This window comes from Synechococcus sp. R55.4, assembly GCF_047461935.1.
GTDB lineage: Bacteria > Cyanobacteriota > Cyanobacteriia > Thermostichales > Thermostichaceae > Thermostichus.
Map to the genome: position 1 here is coordinate 37,544 of NZ_JANSIF010000010.1, position 15,592 is coordinate 53,135.

The 15,592-nt window shown below is 59.4% G+C and carries 15 protein-coding genes; 7 read left to right on the plus strand and 8 right to left on the minus strand.

Annotated features, from left to right (window positions below):
* Positions 1-65 precede the first annotated feature (65 nt).
* The gene (locus NW842_RS03985) at positions 66-1,109 is read right to left on the minus strand and encodes a glucokinase (protein WP_414374446.1); all 1,044 of its coding nucleotides are present in this window, start codon (positions 1,107-1,109) and stop codon (positions 66-68) included.
* Between the two features lie 180 nt (positions 1,110-1,289).
* Here NW842_RS03985 and NW842_RS03990 point away from each other — a divergent pair, with 180 nt between their 5' ends.
* The gene (locus tag NW842_RS03990) at positions 1,290-2,030 is read left to right on the plus strand and encodes a DUF3120 domain-containing protein (protein WP_414374444.1); all 741 of its coding nucleotides are present in this window, start codon (positions 1,290-1,292) and stop codon (positions 2,028-2,030) included.
* Positions 2,031-2,055: 25 nt separating this feature from the next.
* Here the strand turns inward: NW842_RS03990 and NW842_RS03995 are convergent, their stop codons facing one another.
* The 5 genes from NW842_RS03995 to NW842_RS04015 all read right to left on the minus strand — a co-directional run bounded on the left by NW842_RS03995 (position 2,056) and on the right by NW842_RS04015 (position 7,764).
* A complete protein-coding gene (locus tag NW842_RS03995) occupies positions 2,056-2,670 on the minus strand; it encodes a hypothetical protein (protein WP_414374442.1) in 615 nt (204 codons plus the stop codon).
* Positions 2,671-2,723: 53 nt separating this feature from the next.
* Positions 2,724-3,248, minus strand: coding sequence for an acetolactate synthase small subunit (ilvN, locus tag NW842_RS04000; RefSeq protein WP_414374441.1), 525 nt, complete (start codon positions 3,246-3,248; stop codon positions 2,724-2,726).
* 164 nt (positions 3,249-3,412) lie between these two features.
* On the minus strand, positions 3,413-5,911 hold the full coding sequence (locus NW842_RS04005; RefSeq protein WP_414417517.1) for a peptidase U32 family protein: 2,499 nt from the start codon (positions 5,909-5,911) through the stop codon (positions 3,413-3,415).
* A 236-nt stretch (positions 5,912-6,147) separates the two neighbouring features.
* Entirely contained in the window at positions 6,148-7,281 is a 1,134-nt protein-coding gene (locus NW842_RS04010) for a histidine kinase (RefSeq protein ID WP_414417518.1), read from the minus strand.
* A gap of 300 nt (positions 7,282-7,581) precedes the next feature.
* Positions 7,582-7,764: a DUF3285 domain-containing protein gene (locus tag NW842_RS04015; protein ID WP_414352125.1), complete on the minus strand. Its 183-nt coding sequence runs from the start codon at positions 7,762-7,764 to the stop codon at positions 7,582-7,584.
* A 168-nt stretch (positions 7,765-7,932) separates the two neighbouring features.
* Here NW842_RS04015 and NW842_RS04020 point away from each other — a divergent pair, with 168 nt between their 5' ends.
* Positions 7,933-8,583 (plus strand): ABC transporter ATP-binding protein, encoded by a 651-nt coding sequence (locus tag NW842_RS04020; protein WP_011433492.1) that lies wholly within the window; start codon positions 7,933-7,935, stop codon positions 8,581-8,583.
* Here NW842_RS04020 and NW842_RS04025 read toward each other — a convergent pair.
* Positions 8,574-9,707 (minus strand): murein hydrolase activator EnvC family protein, encoded by a 1,134-nt coding sequence (locus NW842_RS04025; RefSeq protein WP_414417527.1) that lies wholly within the window; start codon positions 9,705-9,707, stop codon positions 8,574-8,576. The two genes, NW842_RS04020 and NW842_RS04025, sit on opposite strands and share 10 nt — an antisense overlap.
* Before the next feature lie 677 nt (positions 9,708-10,384).
* Here NW842_RS04025 and eda point away from each other — a divergent pair.
* The 3 genes from eda to NW842_RS04040 are packed head-to-tail and all read left to right on the plus strand — an operon-like array spanning position 10,385 to position 12,156.
* On the plus strand, positions 10,385-11,098 hold the full coding sequence (gene eda / locus NW842_RS04030; protein WP_414389148.1) for a bifunctional 4-hydroxy-2-oxoglutarate aldolase/2-dehydro-3-deoxy-phosphogluconate aldolase: 714 nt from the start codon (positions 10,385-10,387) through the stop codon (positions 11,096-11,098).
* A 25-nt stretch (positions 11,099-11,123) separates the two neighbouring features.
* A complete protein-coding gene (gene ybeY / locus NW842_RS04035; RefSeq protein WP_414417519.1) occupies positions 11,124-11,615 on the plus strand; it encodes an rRNA maturation RNase YbeY in 492 nt (163 codons plus the stop codon).
* Positions 11,599-12,156, plus strand: coding sequence for a diacylglycerol kinase family protein (locus NW842_RS04040; RefSeq protein ID WP_414375609.1), 558 nt, complete (start codon positions 11,599-11,601; stop codon positions 12,154-12,156). The genes ybeY and NW842_RS04040 overlap by 17 nt, the downstream gene beginning before the upstream one ends.
* A gap of 24 nt (positions 12,157-12,180) precedes the next feature.
* Here NW842_RS04040 and thrB read toward each other — a convergent pair whose 3' ends face one another.
* A complete protein-coding gene (thrB, locus tag NW842_RS04045) occupies positions 12,181-13,107 on the minus strand; it encodes a homoserine kinase (protein ID WP_414355493.1) in 927 nt (308 codons plus the stop codon).
* Between the two features lie 314 nt (positions 13,108-13,421).
* Here thrB and NW842_RS04050 point away from each other — a divergent pair, with 314 nt between their 5' ends.
* Positions 13,422-14,657 carry an anion transporter gene (locus NW842_RS04050; protein WP_414343561.1) on the plus strand — a complete coding sequence of 412 codons (1,236 nt, stop codon included), beginning with the start codon at positions 13,422-13,424 and terminating at the stop codon, positions 14,655-14,657.
* Between the two features lie 84 nt (positions 14,658-14,741).
* Positions 14,742-15,470 carry an SDR family oxidoreductase gene (locus NW842_RS04055; protein ID WP_414417520.1) on the plus strand — a complete coding sequence of 243 codons (729 nt, stop codon included), beginning with the start codon at positions 14,742-14,744 and terminating at the stop codon, positions 15,468-15,470.
* Positions 15,471-15,592: the final 122 nt, after the last annotated feature.

Here is a 15,592-nt window from a genome sequence, read left to right on the forward strand (position 1 = left end):
CCCATTGGGATTGCTGCGATCGCCTGCTGGGCCGGGGCGGCAACCTCAGTAGCAGCGGCTGCTCCCTACCAAAGGTTGGCGGCGTAGCGAGCAGCTCCCCTCAGCCCTACCTGCGCATTCACCACCACCTGCACCGACAGTTGCTCCAGAAGAGGACGCATCCGCCCCTTATCCAAAAACGAGGACAAAAACTCCCCTTGATGCAGTAGGCGCAAGAGCTTGGGCGCGATCCCCCCAGCGATGAACAGGCCCCCGCGCGGCAATAGGTGTAGGGCAAAGTTCCCGACTGCAGCCCCGTACAGGCTGATGAAAAGCCGCAGACACTCCACCGCCAGAGGATCCCGTGCTTCCATGGCAGCATTGGCAATTTGGGCTGCCGGGTCAATATGCTTAGCTCCCTTTTCCCAAGCCTCAATTTGGGCCAGCAGCTGTTCTTCTCCTGAGCCCCACTGGCTATCCCGCAAAAATTGATAAATGGCAACGATCCCCTGCCCCGAGACCACCCGCTCGGTGGAGACACGTCCGTGCCGTTTTTGCAAATACCTCAAGAGCTCCCACTCCAGAGGGGTGCGCGGGGAAAAGTCCACGTGTCCTCCCTCGCTGGCATGAACCTGGTAACCCCCTTCTCCCCAGGTAAGGTAAGCCTGCCCCAAACCCGTGCCTGCTCCCATCACGCCAATCGGAGCCCGCGGTTGACGCTCACCCACTTGCAAGGTGTCCAGATCCTGGTCGCCGAGGGCAAGCACGCCATACCCCACAGCGCTGAAGTCGTTGATCAAGGCTACGCGCGGGATCCCCAGCTCTGCGGCCAATTGGCTCGACTGCAGATCCCAGGGCAAGTTGGTCACTTTGGCAGTCTGTCCCTCAGACCCTGAGCCCCTTGTTTCCATGACGGGGCCGGCCACTGCAAAACAGGCGGCAGCAGGCTGTGGATCTCGCCCCAGCTCCCGCCGAGCCTGGGCCAGAAACTCTCCCACCATTGAGGCGAGGTTGGCGTAATCTTGGCTGGCATAGCGGCAGTGGTAAAGGCTGTGCTCGGGATCCTCGGCATTGACAAGGCTGAGGCTGGTTTTGGTGCCCCCGATATCTCCTGCCAAAAGCAAGTCCATACGGTTTCCTCCGGCCAGCACCTCCTTCCCACCCTGGCATTTCTGGAGAGGGAATGCCAATTTCAGCCCCCAAGGGATCCCAGGGCTTCCTCCCTTCTGCAAACGAACATCCGCTGCCGAGAAGAAAGAAGGGCGAAAAAGTGCTATGTTAACTGATGTAAAGGTTTTTAATATTGCATTTTGTCTTCTACACCTTTTTTACCCCCTCTCCAAGATGAGCCTTGGCTGTCCTCTGAGCGTTTGGCCGGGCTGGATCCTTTCCCAGTTCAAAGGCGTTTCCGATCCCACCATGTTATTGGGGGAATGGCAGCTCTGCTGGTGTGCCTGCCGGTTTTTGTGCAAGCGCCCCTGGTGCGGTATGCCCCTTGGGTCAGCTTGGTGATGTCTTTGGGCTGGCTGGGCCTTAGCTTGCATCTCTACTCCCAGCCCCGTACCCGCCTGTGGGGAGATTTGCTGTACGGCTTTACCCTGACTTGGCTGGCAGGATCCCTGTATTGGGGATGGCTGCGCTTTGAGCCTCTTTGGCACATGCCCATGGAAGCCTTGGGGATCCCGATTGTCTGGTGGGGGACACGGCGACGGTTTGCCCGCATCGGTACCTGGTTTTATCTCGGCTCCCTGTGGGGTACGGCGGTTACAGATCTCTACATTCACTCGGTGGGGCTGCTGCCTGAGTGGCGGCAGGCGATGCAGTTTGACCGGTTGGAGCAGGCGGTTGTCCCTTTTAGGGCGGCCCTCGACAAAATGGCTACCCCCTGGGGCCTGGGTTGGGGCATCGGCTTGGGCCTTCTGTTGCTGGGTGTTGGATTGTGGAGAGTCCAGGGATCCCGCCGCTTGCACCATTGGGCATTTGCGGGAGCAGTGCTGAATACCCTGTTGGTGGATGGGCTATTTGGCTGGGGGGCAGCTCTGCTGCGGTGAGCTGGGACATCCCCATAACTCTGCTTCAGGTGGGAGTAGAAGTATTGGTAGGGCTGGGAGCTCCATCGGACTCCGTCCTGCCAACGTCGGCGGCAGCAGGTGCAGTTGCCGGCAGTGTAGGTTCTGGCCCGGCAGGAGGCAACTCCGGTGCCGGTGCGGGCTGAGGCAGAAAGTCGATGACCTCCCAAGTCTTGGAATCCGGTGAGCTGTAGGCCAGCAGCCACCGTTCGGGCGCGGTTTCAACGCGGTCGGGCTCCTGATCCCGCGAGCGCTGGGTAGCAGCAGTTCGTGGCTTTTGGTGAGCCAGGGTGATCTGGAAGGGATCCCCTTTGCGGCGATAGGGGCGGCGGGATCCCGGCGGATGCACGATTAGGGTGTAGGTACCGCTGAGGTGATGGCCTTCCAGGGTTTCTCCTGAGACTAACAGCAAAGGTTCACGGCGATCTTGGCGGATTTTCACATCCTGCAATTCCAGATGTGCCGACAACCGGTCGCTGCCCACTAAGGATCCCACCGGCCCGGACACATGAGCGATCTGATAGGCAAGGGCCTGCTGCACAATCGGTTTTGGCGGCCTGGGGCCACAGCCGACCAGCAGCCCCACCAGCACAATAGCCACAAGGCTGAGTGCGCCGCGCACAACCGATCCCTGGCCCCTCCACCCCGACTTCGGCATCGCTTCTCCTGGGGCCATCAGATGGTGACTAGGGTGGGGTGTTGCTTCAAGTATTCCGTATTCACACCGGACTCGCGGGTGAGAGCCACAAGGCCGGTACGGGCGATCTCGCGGATGCCAAAGCTGGTCAACATCTTGATGATGGCCACCATTTTGCCGGGATCCCCGGTTACCTCGAGAGTCAAAGACTCCTCTGCCACATCCACAATCCGGGCACGAAACATTTGGGCCACATCCATGATGGCGGAGCGGGTATCGGGGCTGGCGTTAACTTTGACCAGCATCAGCTCCCGTTCCACACAGGGAACATGGGTGATGTCGGTTACTTTCAGCACGTCAATGAGCTTGTAGAGCTGCTTCGTCATCTGCTCCACATCGTGTTCATCGCCCTGCACCACCATGGTGATACGAGAGATCCCCGGTCGTTCGGTGGGGCCAACGGTAAGGCTGTCGATGTTGAAGCCGCGACGGGCAAACATCCCCGCAATGCGGGTTAAAACGCCAGGCTGATCCTGCACGAGGGCGCTGAGGGTGTGTTTCACGGCAACCAGAGGATAGAGAAAAAGCTGAGAAGAGGTTGGGGAAGCACCTGGGAATAACAATACCCTGAGGAAATTTTACGCCAACTTTGCCGGAATGTTTTTCGCATTGCTCCGGTCGGAGCACAGCTGCAGAGCCGGCGCCCTAGAGAAAGACAGCGCAGCCGTTAACTCTCCAAAGACCCGCGCGTAACCCCCAATTGGCTGTGTAGCTTCAGCTCCTGCCACAGTTGGGATCCGCTGAGTTGACCTTGTAGGAGTTGCTGATAGCGGTGCAGGGTTTGTTGGATCTCGGCGGGGGATTCATGCAAAAATTCGATGCGCAGATAGCGCAGGCCCAAGGCCAATAATTTCGGCACATATTCTGCCCCCGTTTGGGCCTTGCCGTTGTAGAGGGTATTCCGACAGCCGGCATCGGCCTTCAAAATGTGCTCGACATTGGCTCTGTCCCTCAGCTTCACCTCGTGTTTTTCACATGGGCGACCACAATTGGTGTAATCCGTTCCGCTGGATAAAAAGGCGCAAAAGACGCAGTGCTCCATGTGGAACAGGGGCATGTGTTGATGAAGGGTAACCTCGTACCCACCGGCGGGGCCGGCTTGCAGCAGGGATCCCAGTTGCTCATGGTTGAGGTCATAGGAAGCCGTCAAGCGCTCTAGGTTGTAGCGGGTTTTGAGATAGTAGGCTGTGATGGGATTGGCCACATTTAACGAAAAATCCCCAATGCAGCGCTGCCCGGCAAAGAAACGGAGATGATCGTAATTTCTCACCAAGTAGCCATCGGCTCCGCCGACCAACACTTGCTTTAGGATCCAGGTTTCTCCCGGCTTGGTGATGCGGGGCGGAGCGACCCACAGTTCCACCTCGGGATGGGCGGCTTTGGTTGTGCGGATCACCTCCCGATAGCGGCGGGGATCCTCAAACTCCAGATAGATCTGCCTAATACCGCTGGCTATCGCCGCCGGCAGTTGCGCCGGATCCCGCACCAACACCACCAACTGCGGGGATCCCCTTGCGGGCTCCTCCTGAGAAGGCACCAGATCTTGCCAGCGAGCTTCAGGGTTGAGTTGCCAGCGCGGGGGCTGGGCCCGCAGAGCTTGTAGGCGTTCCACCGCTTGTCGGCGCATCTGGTTGAGCATGCTCACCGGCAGCATCACCTCCCCTTGCAGGGCATTGTGCAGAGATTCCAATTTGAAGGGGGTGGAGCCCAAACGGCCCAGTTGCTGTTGCAGTTTTTCCGTGGTGAGGGGTTGGTGGTGGGCAGCCTCCAGAGGCAGCGGCGAATCCACCCGCACCGTGTGTCCCTGCTCATCCCGCACGATCAACGTCAGCGGGGATCCCACTTGGCCGTGAACCTCCATGTGGACGGGCCGCTGAAAGCGGGGGTGATCCCCGGCGTAGCTCTGGCGCAGGCGTTTTTCCAGTTCCGGGTCGCTGGTCTTCCAGAGGCGATCCCCCACCCGCAGACGTTTGAGGTCAATGGCCCCCTCTCCAAAGCTGATCCAGGCCAGCCCCTGCTTCTCTTGCACGCGGTAAACCCGTCCCCCCTGCTCCGGCAACTCCGGCTGCCCCTGGTCAAACACCACGCCATCCCCGGCTTTGAGGGGTGCCTCCAGCCGGATCACCACCTGATCCTGTTGGATCCCCACCACCTGCCCCAGGTAAACCCCCCGTTTCTTGCCAAACCGCGCGTGCACCAGCTCCTGGTTGTTGATGCCCCGCAGCCAGCCCGTATAAAGCCCGCGAGAAAAGCTCATCTCCAGCTCGTAGCGTTCCTGCTGCGAAGGCTGCCACGGCTGCCCCGCTCCCAGCGCATCCAACGCCTGCCGATACACCCGCGTTACATTGGCTACATATTCTGGGGATTTCAGTCGGCCCTCAATTTTCAGACAGCGGATCCCCAGCTTCACCAGCTCCGGCAGCACCTCCAGCCCGGCCAAATCTTGAGGGCTGAGCAGATACCGCTTTTCGCCTAAGTCGCGGCGGATCCCATCTACCACCAGCTCATAGGGCATGCGGCAGGCTTGGGCACATTCCCCCCGATTGGCCGAACGCCCCCCCAGCGCCTCGCTGGTCAGACATTGCCCCGAGTAGGCCACGCACAACGCCCCATGCACAAAGACCTCCAGAGATAGGGAGGATCCCTTCTCTTGCAGATAGGCCTGGATCTGGGCGATTTCCTGGAGGGAACATTCCCGCGCCAGCACCACCACCTCACAGCCCAGCTCAGCGGCAAACTCCGCTCCCACTCCACTGGTGATGGTCATTTGCGTGGAAGCATGGATGGGGAAATCGGGGGAAAGATGCCGGATCAGGCGGGCGATGCCGATATCCTGCACAATCACCGCATCCACCCCCGCCGCAATCATCGAGCGGATGTATCCCTCGGCTTCCGTCAGCTCTCTTGGAAAAACCAGAGTATTCAAAGTAACATAGCCCCGTACCCCCCGCCGGTGCAGCCAGGCCATCAGTTCCGGCAAATCCGCTTCCGTAAAGTTGCGGGCGCGCATCCGGGCGTTGAAGCGCTCCAGCCCAAAGTAAATGGCATCGGCTCCGTTTTCCACTGCCGCCTTGGCACACTCCCAATCCCCTGCCGGAGCCAGCAGTAGGGGCAGCTCAGCGGCACAACGACTCGTCTCTACGGGGCTCATCCCAGAAGCACTCATCGAGAAGCACTTTACTGTAGATGAAGAAGATGAAGAGGAAAAAGCCAAGGGATCCTTAACCCATTCAAACGCAAAAGACCTGAAAGACGGAACCGCTCCAACGCGGAAGCGTCGCGCAGCGCGAGCAGTAAACCCAGGACTCCGTACGTGCCTATTCTGCCGGCTGTTGGCAACTCCTTGATGCTGGAAAACCGTCAGTCTCTGAGGGCTTGCACCACTGGGGAGCCAGCTCTCGGCTAGCGCTTGCAGAGCCGATATACAGGCAAAGTGAAATGAAAGCTGCTGCCTTTGCCCAAGGAAGACTCCACCCAAATCTGGCCGTAGTGGGCACGCACAATCCGTCGGCAGAGGGAAAGGCCGATGCCATAGCCCTCCTGCTGCTGATCCCGGGACAGGCGGACGGAATCGGAGAAGATGCTCTCTTGGTCGGCTTCCGGGATCCCAGGGCCGGTATCGCTGACGGTCACCTGCACCTTTTGGCTGGTGCGATGGAGGACATCGAGGCGGATGGATCCCTCGGCAGGGGTGTACTTGATGGCGTTGTCCAGCAGGTTGAACAGAACTTGGCGGATCTTGTCGGGATCCACATGGACGGAGGGCAGATCCACGGGAATATCCGCTTGAAACTGCAGCCGCTTGCCTTGAATGCGCGGCCATAGCTCCTCGATCACCGCCTGACACAAGCCGGGCAACTGGGTTTCTACGGCTCGAATCCTCAGCTCCGAGGCAGCGCCACGGGCCGACTCCAGGATATCGGTGATCATGCTGTCCATCTTGCGCAGTTGCTGGCGCGCGTGGTCGAACAACTGCCGTTCCAGCGCTTTGTCCAGGGATCCCTCGCGCCCCTGCTGCAGGGTTTCGACCGCCAGAGCCGTGGCCGTCAGGGGACTGCGCAAATCATGCACCAGCATGGCCAGAACGCGATCTTTGAAGTCCAACTGCTCCCGCAATTGGGCCCGCTCCTGCCGCAGCAAAAACACCTCTTCCGACATTTGCAACAGTGCCTCGGTGGTCGGAGGGGAGGCGGGATCCCGTCCTGCTCCTTCTTGATGGGCGGCCAAAGCCGCTTGGCCTTGCCAACGAGGCCACCACACTTCCAACTGCGTCGCCAAGTCTGCGCCCGCCAAAACTTGAGCGGGCAAGGGCTCAGCCTTGACCAGAGCCGGAGTGGCCACCAGCTTGTAATGCTCTGCCAGGTAGGGGTGCTCCTCCAGCGGCACCACTTCCAGTTGAGCAGGGTATTGGCCGGGCAACCCCTGGATGTGCTGGCGCAGATGCTCCTCAAGCTCGGCAACAACAGCTCGACTCTTGGCGAACAGCAGCAGGCGAATGACAGAACGAGCGGAGGTGAGGTCTGGCGAAGTCTGCATAGGCCAAAGTCCAGTCGCGTTAGCGCTCGCGATAGCGGTGCGTAGCACATTGCGTAGCATTAAAGCCAAAGGTTGGCGTTTCAGCAGCCGGGATTGCCGTGCGCTCGTTCGCGGAAGCGGACCGTAGGTCCAACCGTAGGAGCCATTGCTGCTTGTTCCTTCCTAACACCTAATCTTGGGAAAAGCTTAAGAAGCGACATGGAGTGTAACAAGAAAGACCTTTCAGGGTGTGGCTTTCCCGCCCTAGGAACAACTGCAAGAGGGTATAGCCAGGACACTCTCGCGGAACTCAGTGAAAACTTAGTGAAACAGGTAGGCCAGCCCCACCAGCAGGGCCACCAACCCCACCGCTGTCAGGGTGAAGTGAAGCAGGGAAGTCTTGCCTTTGCGCACCATGTTGCGCATGGCCAGGCGGGTGTAACTCAGCTGGGGGGGGGATCCCGCCCCAACCGAAGGAGAATCTGCAGAAGAAGGCTGCGCCATCAGGATAACCAGAGCGATAATTTACCCTACCTTCAGGCTAGCTTAATCTGCTCCTCCGGATAGAGGTGTTTCCCAAGCTTCGACCTTCCCGCTGAAGAAGGGCCATAGCTGTCGCGCGGGGATCTTCCGGTGCCAAAATAACGACAGCATCCCCCTCTTTTGCCCCCCATGTTGCAAGTTCAGCATCTTTCCTACCATCCGGCAGGCGTTTCCCAGCCCATTCTCAACGATCTTTCCTTTGAGTTGGGCCTGAACCAGTTGGGGCTGATCGTGGGCAAAAGTGGGGCGGGCAAGAGCACCCTGCTGGAGATTTTGGCTGGCTTGGCGCGGCCCACCCAAGGACGGATTACCTGGGGAGGGGCAGAACTTTCCCCCAACCGCTTGCGCAGCATGGCGGGGTTGGTGTTTCAGTTTCCAGAGCGCCACTTTTGCGGCTTGACGGTGCTGGAGGAAATGCGCTTTGGTTATCCAGAGCTACAGAGAAAAGAGATCGAAAACGCCCTCAGACAGGTGGGATTGGAAGGGATCCCTCTACATACCTCCCCAAACCGCCTCAGCGGCGGGCAACAGCGGCGCTTGGCCCTGGCCGTCCAGTTGATCCGTGGCCCGTTTTTGCTGTTGCTGGATGAGCCGACGGCAGGATTGGATTGGTCGGTGCGACGGCAGTTGATCGAGCTGTTGGCTCGGCTAAAGTCCACCTGGACGGTGTTGGTGGTTTCCCACGACCCGGAGGAGCTGTCCTCCATTGCCGATGTGCGGTGGACATTGCAGGCGGGATCCCTGAAGCTGTTGCCGACGGAGGCTTTGCTTCACAGGTAGCGGCGGGGATCCACCGGTTGGCCATTGACGCGCACTTCAAAGTGAACATGGGGCCCGGTGGAGAGGCCGGTGGAGCCGGAAGCAGCAATTGCTTGCCCCCGCTGTACCTGCTGGCCTACCCCAACGGCAACGCGGCTGTTGTGGGCGTACAGGGTGGTGATGCCGCCGCCGTGATTCACAATCACCGTATAGCCGTAGCCGCCGTACCAACCGGCGTAGATGACGGTGCCCCGGTCTGAAGCTCTGACTGCGGTGCCGGTGGGCACACCAAAATCGATCCCCGCATGAAAGCGGCGACTGCGGTAGAGGGGGTGAACCCGCCAGCCAAAGCCGCTGGTGATCGGCCCGCGCACCGGAGCAATGAATCGGCCTGTCCCTTGAACGGGATCCCTGCCCCCTTGCTGTTGGGCCTGCTGGGCGATCAGTTGCTGGATCAGACTGGTGAGCTGTCGAGAATCGGCTTCCAACCGCCGTTGGGCTGCTTCATAGGCCGCGCGTTCGTTGGCCAAGCGGCCCACCAGTTGCTCTTGGGCGGCAGCCTGCTGCTGCAGTTGATTCTTCTGGGCGGCCAGCTCCTGCAAAATCAAGGAAATCTCGTTGCGCTGCATCTCCAGGGCAATGCGCTGTTGATCCACCTCTTTGGCCATTGCTTGCAGCTCTTGGATCAACTGCCGATCCGCCTCGATCAACAGTTGCAGTTGGTGGCGGCGGTCGAAAAACTCGTTCAAGTCACGGCTGGTGAGCAGCAAAGCCCACCAATGTTCGGCCCCCTGTCGCTGCATGTAGCGCAAACGGGCAGCCGTGCCCTGTTGCTGCCGTCTCAGGCGGTCTTCCAGCTCCTGTAGCTCCTTTTGAGCTTGCTCCAGGGCTTTCTGGGCTTGTTCCAGACGATACTGATTGTCGCGAAGGCTGGATTCGGTCTGTCGAAGGTTTTGCTGCAGGGATCCCATGCGGCGGCGGGCTTCTTCTTCTGCTTGGCGCAGTTCTCCCAAGCGGCGCTGAGTGCTCTGGATTTGTTGCTGGATCTGCTGCTGCCGCTGTTGCAATTGGTTGACATTCTGCGCCTGAGACGGGGCAACCCCCCCCAGTCCCCCCAACAGCAAGAGGGTGAGCAATCCAAGCATCACCCACACTTTCAGTCTGCGTGCCCCACGACTCAGACTCGTCACTCCTCACACCCTCTGCAACCGACCCATCGACCCTAAGGATACAAAGATCCCCACGGATCTGAATCGGGCCTGAGCTGGCTATTTAGGGCTACTCCGAACAGCAACAGAAGAGCCAGACAGTAGCGACTCCACCTCCGGATCCCACAGGCCTGACGGCATGCAACTCAAGCGGCAGCAACCTCAACGGACTAGAAAAACTAGGAAATGACGATAAACTGGCCGCTCACCTGCTGGCAAACCTCACGCTTAGAAGGCCAACCAAAAAGTTGCCTCATACAGACGGGATACCTTGCGGCACCTTTGGTTTGAGGAATCTTCCTCCTCTTCTCTGCTGAGTTCAGCACCGGTTAGGGAGACAACAAGGCCAGAGCAGGAACCAGCAACGCCGTGAAAAGCTGGGAAAAGCAAACACTCCGGCAAAGGCCACGAACGCGCAAACAGTTGCCCCTATAAAACACCGGCTTTGCTTGTTCCTGAGTCATCTGCTAGGCTTTCCCTTGAAAGAAAAGACGTTTAGGCTTTATGGTTTGTCATTATTTCATTGGCAGGCTGACTTTTTCGTTTTTGGATTGCAATTAAACTTAAGCTAAACCCAAGCAACTGCAAAACACTGAGCGGGTATTTTCCTACAGATGGCATTCGAGGATGCTGAGTGCAGTTTCAGAAAAGGGTCACAGCACCCCTGGTTACTCCATCTGTGGCAGCAGCCGCTGATTGCCGTGATCCGCCTCTGGGCCAGCCCAGCCCAAGCTCTCGAGGGAGCCATGCTGGCCATCCGAGCCGGGATCCGCCACATTGAAATCACCACGCAAGTTCCCCAATACCTGGAGTTGATTGCCCAACTGCGGCAAGACCACCCGCAGTGTTGGATAGGGGTGGGCACTGTTCTCGATCGGCAGGTGGCGGAGCAGGCTTGGCAGGCAGGAGCCCAGTTTTGCGTTTGCCCCTTCACCGATGAGCAAGTCATCCGTTGGGGTCGGGAAGTAGGGCTGCCCATCGTGCCCGGTGCCCTCACCCCCAGCGAGATCTGGAGGGCGTGGCAGGCGGGGGCAACGGCAGTAAAGGTGTTTCCGGTGGAGAGCATGGGGGGATCCCGCTACCTGCGCCATCTACAATCGGTGCTGGGATCCCTGCCGTTGATCCCCACCGGGGGAGTCACCTTGGCCAAGGCAGCGGAATACCTGCAAGCAGGGGCCTGGGCAGTGGGCATTGCCGGGGATCTGTTCCCGACAGAGGATTTGGACTCAGGCTGCCATCTGTTGGAGAATCGACTGCGACAGGTGCTGCAGCAGCTTGCGGAGCAGAGAAACAAAACCTGGCCCAACCCGGGCAAACTAGTAGAATAGGGGGCGTGGTGTGAGTGAGGCCCGCATGGATGGATCTCTAGATCTCTATCTGCAATTCAACATCCCCAGCCCGGTTGAAGAAGCCACTTGGCGTCATTGGTTTGAGATCTGGCTGAAAGAGCTGGGAGTCCAGGAGCCATGCGAGCTCAGCCTTTGCCTCACTTCCGATGAACACATCCGCCAGCTCAACCGCGAGTTTCGCCATCTCGACGAGCCCACCGATGTGTTGGCCTTTGCCGCGCAGGAGATGTTTGCCCCCTTTGAGATCCAAGACGTAACGGGGGTACGCCTGCTGGGGGATATTGTGATTTCGGTGCCCACCGCCCGCGCACAAGCCAAGGCGCAGGGGCATCGTCTTTCGCAAGAGTTGGCCTGGTTGGCCAGCCACGGGTTGCTCCATCTGCTGGGGTGGGATCACCCGGATGAACTGTCCCTGCAGCGCATGTTGCAGCAACAGCGACAGTTGCTCGCAGCCATCCAACTGGATGGGGAGGTGGCCCATGGCCAACAGCCCTAGTCGGTTGCCGGAGCGTTCTCACCTGGCGGTGTTCCGGCGGCGCGTCCATTCCGGGCCCACCGGTGTAGACCCAGCGCCTATCTCTGAGGCCGATCCCGCAGCAACTGCCGAGCCTTCGGGGATGGATCCCTGGCGACGCCCCCCCTCTTGGCAAGTGGCTGACAACCTGGGCAAAAGTTTTTACTACGCGGGCAAGGGCTTGGTCTATGCCATCTGCACTCAGCGCAACTTCCGCATCCACATGGCGGTGGCGGTGATAGCCTTTGGCCTTGGGCTGGGCCTGCGGCTGAGCGCTGTGGAAATGGCCCTGATCAGCCTGACCAGCGGCTTGGTGATGGCGCTTGAGCTGGTCAATACCGCTCTGGAAGCGGTGGTGGATCTCACCCTGGGCAGCAAGTATCACCTCTTGGCCGAGATCGCCAAAGATTGCGCGGCAGCAGCCGTGTTGATGGCGGCAGCGGCATCCTTGATGGTGGCGGCTTGGCTATTTCTTCCGCCTTTGGTGTTGCTGCTGCAAGACGGCTTCCCGGCAGCAGGGTAGCTCCCCGATTGGACAGGAAGTTTCCTATCCAGATTGCTGGGAGTGGATCACCACCCGCCCCCCCTGCCGATCCAGATTGAGCAGTTTGGCCTCTGCTTCAATATCCAACTGCGCCCAAGCGCTGACCATCGCGGATCCCACCCGTTCCCGATTCTCGGGAGCACAGAGGGCCAAAAGGGTAGGCCCGGCTCCGCTGATCACCACTCCATAGGCTCCGGCAGCCATGGCTGCAGCTTGAACCGTTTTGAACCCGGTGATCAGCTCCATACGCGCCGGCTGGTGCAGCCGATCCTGCAGGGCCACCTTCAGCCAGTCCACCCGCCCCGACTGCAGGCTGCGGATGAGTAGGCCCAGATGGCTGCTGGAAAAAACTGCATCCGCCAAGCTGACGGATTTGGGCAGGATCTCGCGGGCCGCTTGGGTGGAAAGCTTAAAGTTGGGCACCACAGCCAGGATGCCAATGCTCTCATGCCACTCCACCGGACAGAACACCCACTGCCCCTGCTGTCCCTGCACACAAAGCTGACAACTGCCCTGCAGGGCGGGCACCACATTGTCTGGATGGCCTTCTAGGGCAATGGCCAGTTGTAGGAGGGTTTCGGGAGCTAAGTTAAGCGCCCCAATGGCATTGGCCCCCAGCAAGCCGCCGACAATGGCGGTAGCAGAACTGCCCAACCCCCGCGCCAGCGGCACGTTGAGGGTGATTTCGATTTCTACCCCCGGCACAGGCTTACTCAGCAGCTCAAAGGCGCGGCAAAAAGCCCGGTACACCAGGTTGTCCTTGCTCTGGCTAATGTGGTCGCTGCCGCGGTAGTGGATGCTGAGGCCAGAAGGGATCTCGCGAAAATAGAAGTGATTGTAGAGCTCTAGGGCTGCACCGATGCAGTCGAACCCTGGCCCCAAATTGGCGGTGGTGGCCGGGACGATCACCTCTACGCGTTCTTTGACCAAGGGGACAACTCCTCAGTGAACGGCGGGTAACTCAATGTTTGCGGGTTAGTGCCTACGGGCTCCCATTATCCTACGAACGATGGCCGAACCTTGGATATTCTCCCCACCTCTGCTCAGCCTGCAGCTTGCCGAGGCAAACGCGCTGATCCAGCGGAGCTTTTGGACTATCCCGAAAGGTTTCTGACCATGATTGGTTCTTGTGACTTATTTGTGACTTATTGAGTATCGGGAATGTTGGGCCTGTTTCAACTCCAGCCTTTGCCATTGGCTGAACCCATCAGGGATCCTGAAAGAAGTGCGGGAGGGATCGGGGGGTGCAGGGGCTGTCTTGGTTGGTGTTGGGTTTGAGCTATGTCGGGCTGGGACTGGGATCCCTGCCTAGGTTGCGTATGAACCGGGCCACCATCGCCCTGGTGGGATCCGCCCTGTTGATTGGCTTGGGGACCTTGTCGCTACGGCAGGCTTGGGAAGCCATTGACCCGACCACGATTGTGTTTCTCCTGAGCATGATGGTGGTAAATGCCAGCTTGTCCTATGGGGGGGCTTTTCAGTTGGCTTTGCTGGGCTTGATTCGGGTGAGCCGCAGCCCCTTTGGTCTGTTGATCATGCTGGTGTTCGGCAGCGGGCTGCTCTCGGCTTTCCTGCTCAACGACACGCTGGCGCTGGTGTTTACTCCCCTGACTTTGCAGGTCACAACGGTGCTGGGGTTAAACCCGATTCCCTATCTGCTGGGCTTGGCGGCAGCCACCAACCTGGGATCCGTCGCCACCCTGAGCGGCAACCCGCAGAATATCCTGATCGGCTCCTTCTCTGGGATCGGCTATCTGGAGTTTGCTGCCCAGATGACCCCCATTGCCGTGGTAGGGCTGCTGCTGGAAGTGGGGTTGCTGTGGTTGTACTACCCTGAGGTGCGCTCGTTGAAACCCTTTGCCCAGGTGCCTTGGCTGCCGCTGCGGCTCTACCCGCCCCTGTTGCGCAAGAGCGTGGTGATTACGGGGGGGCTGTTTGTGGCCTTTGTAGCCGGACTTCCCTTGGCAGAATCGGCCTTGGTGGCGGCGGCCCTGTTGTTGATTACCCGTAGGCTGAAGCCGGAGCGATTTTTGGAGCAGGTGGACTGGAATCTGCTGGTGATGTTTTCCGGGCTATTTATCCTGACGCGGGCAACGGGAGAGCTGGTCACTGCTTGGGGGATGGGCTTGGGATCCTTGGCAGAGAGTCTGGCGGGATCCCCTCTTGCCCTGCTGAGCAGTGTGGCCGTTTTATCCAACCTCATCTCCAATGTGCCGGCGGTGCTGTTGCTGCAATCGTTCCTGCCCCGACAGGAGACCACCGCTTGGCTGTTGCTGGCTGCTGGCTCCACTTTGGCAGGCAATTTGACACTATTTGGGGCGGTGGCCAATTTGATCACAGTCGAGGCAGCGGCCAAAAAAGGCTACGTGCTCTCGTTTGGAGAACATCTGCGCTTTGGCCTGCCCCTCACTCTCCTAACCCTGGGGTTCAGTGGGTTGTGGCTGTACCAGCCTTTCCTGTCTTCTCCACCGCTCAGATGACCTCTGTCGAGGGATCCAGTGGGGCTGTGACTGGCTTGTCGGGATCCCTGTGTATGATGGGAAAAAGAGTTTAAGAAACGTAACGTGTCTTCTCCGCTATCGCAGGCAGTTATTTTGATCACAGGGGCAACAGGGGGTATCGGCAGCGTCCTGGTGCCCATGCTGGCTCAGGCCGGATCCCATCTGGTGTTGGCCGCTCGGCGAGAAGAGCCCCTGCGAGCTCTGGTGGAGAAATCAGCCTCTTTGGGGGCTGCCTCTGGAGTGGGGATCCCTACCGATGTGACAGACTATGCCCAGGTAGAGGCACTGGTCAACCAAACGGTGCAAACGCATGGGCGCATTGACGTGCTGATCAACCTGGCCGGGGCCGGGATCCTGAAACCTGCTCCGCAACTAACCCCCGCAGACCTAGAGCGGATGATAGCGGTCAACCTGAAGGGCAGCTTCTACACCAGCCAACTGGCTGCCAACCCCATGCGGGAGCAAAAATCCGGCCACATCCTCAATTTCCCCGGCGTCCTTGGACGTCATCCCATGGCGATGGCCTCTGCTTACTGTGCGGCCAAGTTTGGGGTGGTCGGGTTTAGCAAGTGCATGGCCGATGAGCTGAAGCGCTTTGGAGTCAGATTTACGCTGTTTTACTTCGGGGGCATCGACTCACCCTTCTGGGATCCCATCAGCCTGAAGGTGCAGCGAGACAAGATGCTCAGCCCTGCCACGGCTGCGGAAGCCATCCACTTTGCCCTCACAGCGCCCGCCGGTGCTGTACCGAGCGAGATCGTGCTGCAGCCTGAAAGCCACCAATTCCTTTGACCAAGTGTTTTGCTGTCCTTTTGCTGGGGTTGAGGCGGCAGCAGCCTGTCTTTTGGCGAGACAAGCGCTCGAGTTTCTCTCCGAGGCTCCCCCCGTCTCAATTCTGCTCTCCGCAGCCCAAA

Coding starts and splice junctions, on each gene's coding strand:
- NW842_RS03985 (WP_414374446.1), bottom strand. CDS start 1,109: ATGGACTTGCTTTTGGCAGGAGATATCGGGGGCACCAAAACCAGCCTC.
- NW842_RS04005 (WP_414417517.1), bottom strand. CDS start 5,911: ATGAGTGCTTCTGGGATGAGCCCCGTAGAGACGAGTCGTTGTGCCGCT.
- NW842_RS04010 (WP_414417518.1), bottom strand. CDS start 7,281: ATGCAGACTTCGCCAGACCTCACCTCCGCTCGTTCTGTCATTCGCCTG.
- NW842_RS04015 (WP_414352125.1), bottom strand. CDS start 7,764: ATGGCGCAGCCTTCTTCTGCAGATTCTCCTTCGGTTGGGGCGGGATCC.
- NW842_RS04020 (WP_011433492.1), top strand. CDS start 7,933: ATGTTGCAAGTTCAGCATCTTTCCTACCATCCGGCAGGCGTTTCCCAG.
- NW842_RS04025 (WP_414417527.1), bottom strand. CDS start 9,707: ATGCTTGGATTGCTCACCCTCTTGCTGTTGGGGGGACTGGGGGGGGTT.
- eda (WP_414389148.1), top strand. CDS start 10,385: ATGGCATTCGAGGATGCTGAGTGCAGTTTCAGAAAAGGGTCACAGCAC.
- ybeY (WP_414417519.1), top strand. CDS start 11,124: ATGGATGGATCTCTAGATCTCTATCTGCAATTCAACATCCCCAGCCCG.
- NW842_RS04040 (WP_414375609.1), top strand. CDS start 11,599: ATGGCCAACAGCCCTAGTCGGTTGCCGGAGCGTTCTCACCTGGCGGTG.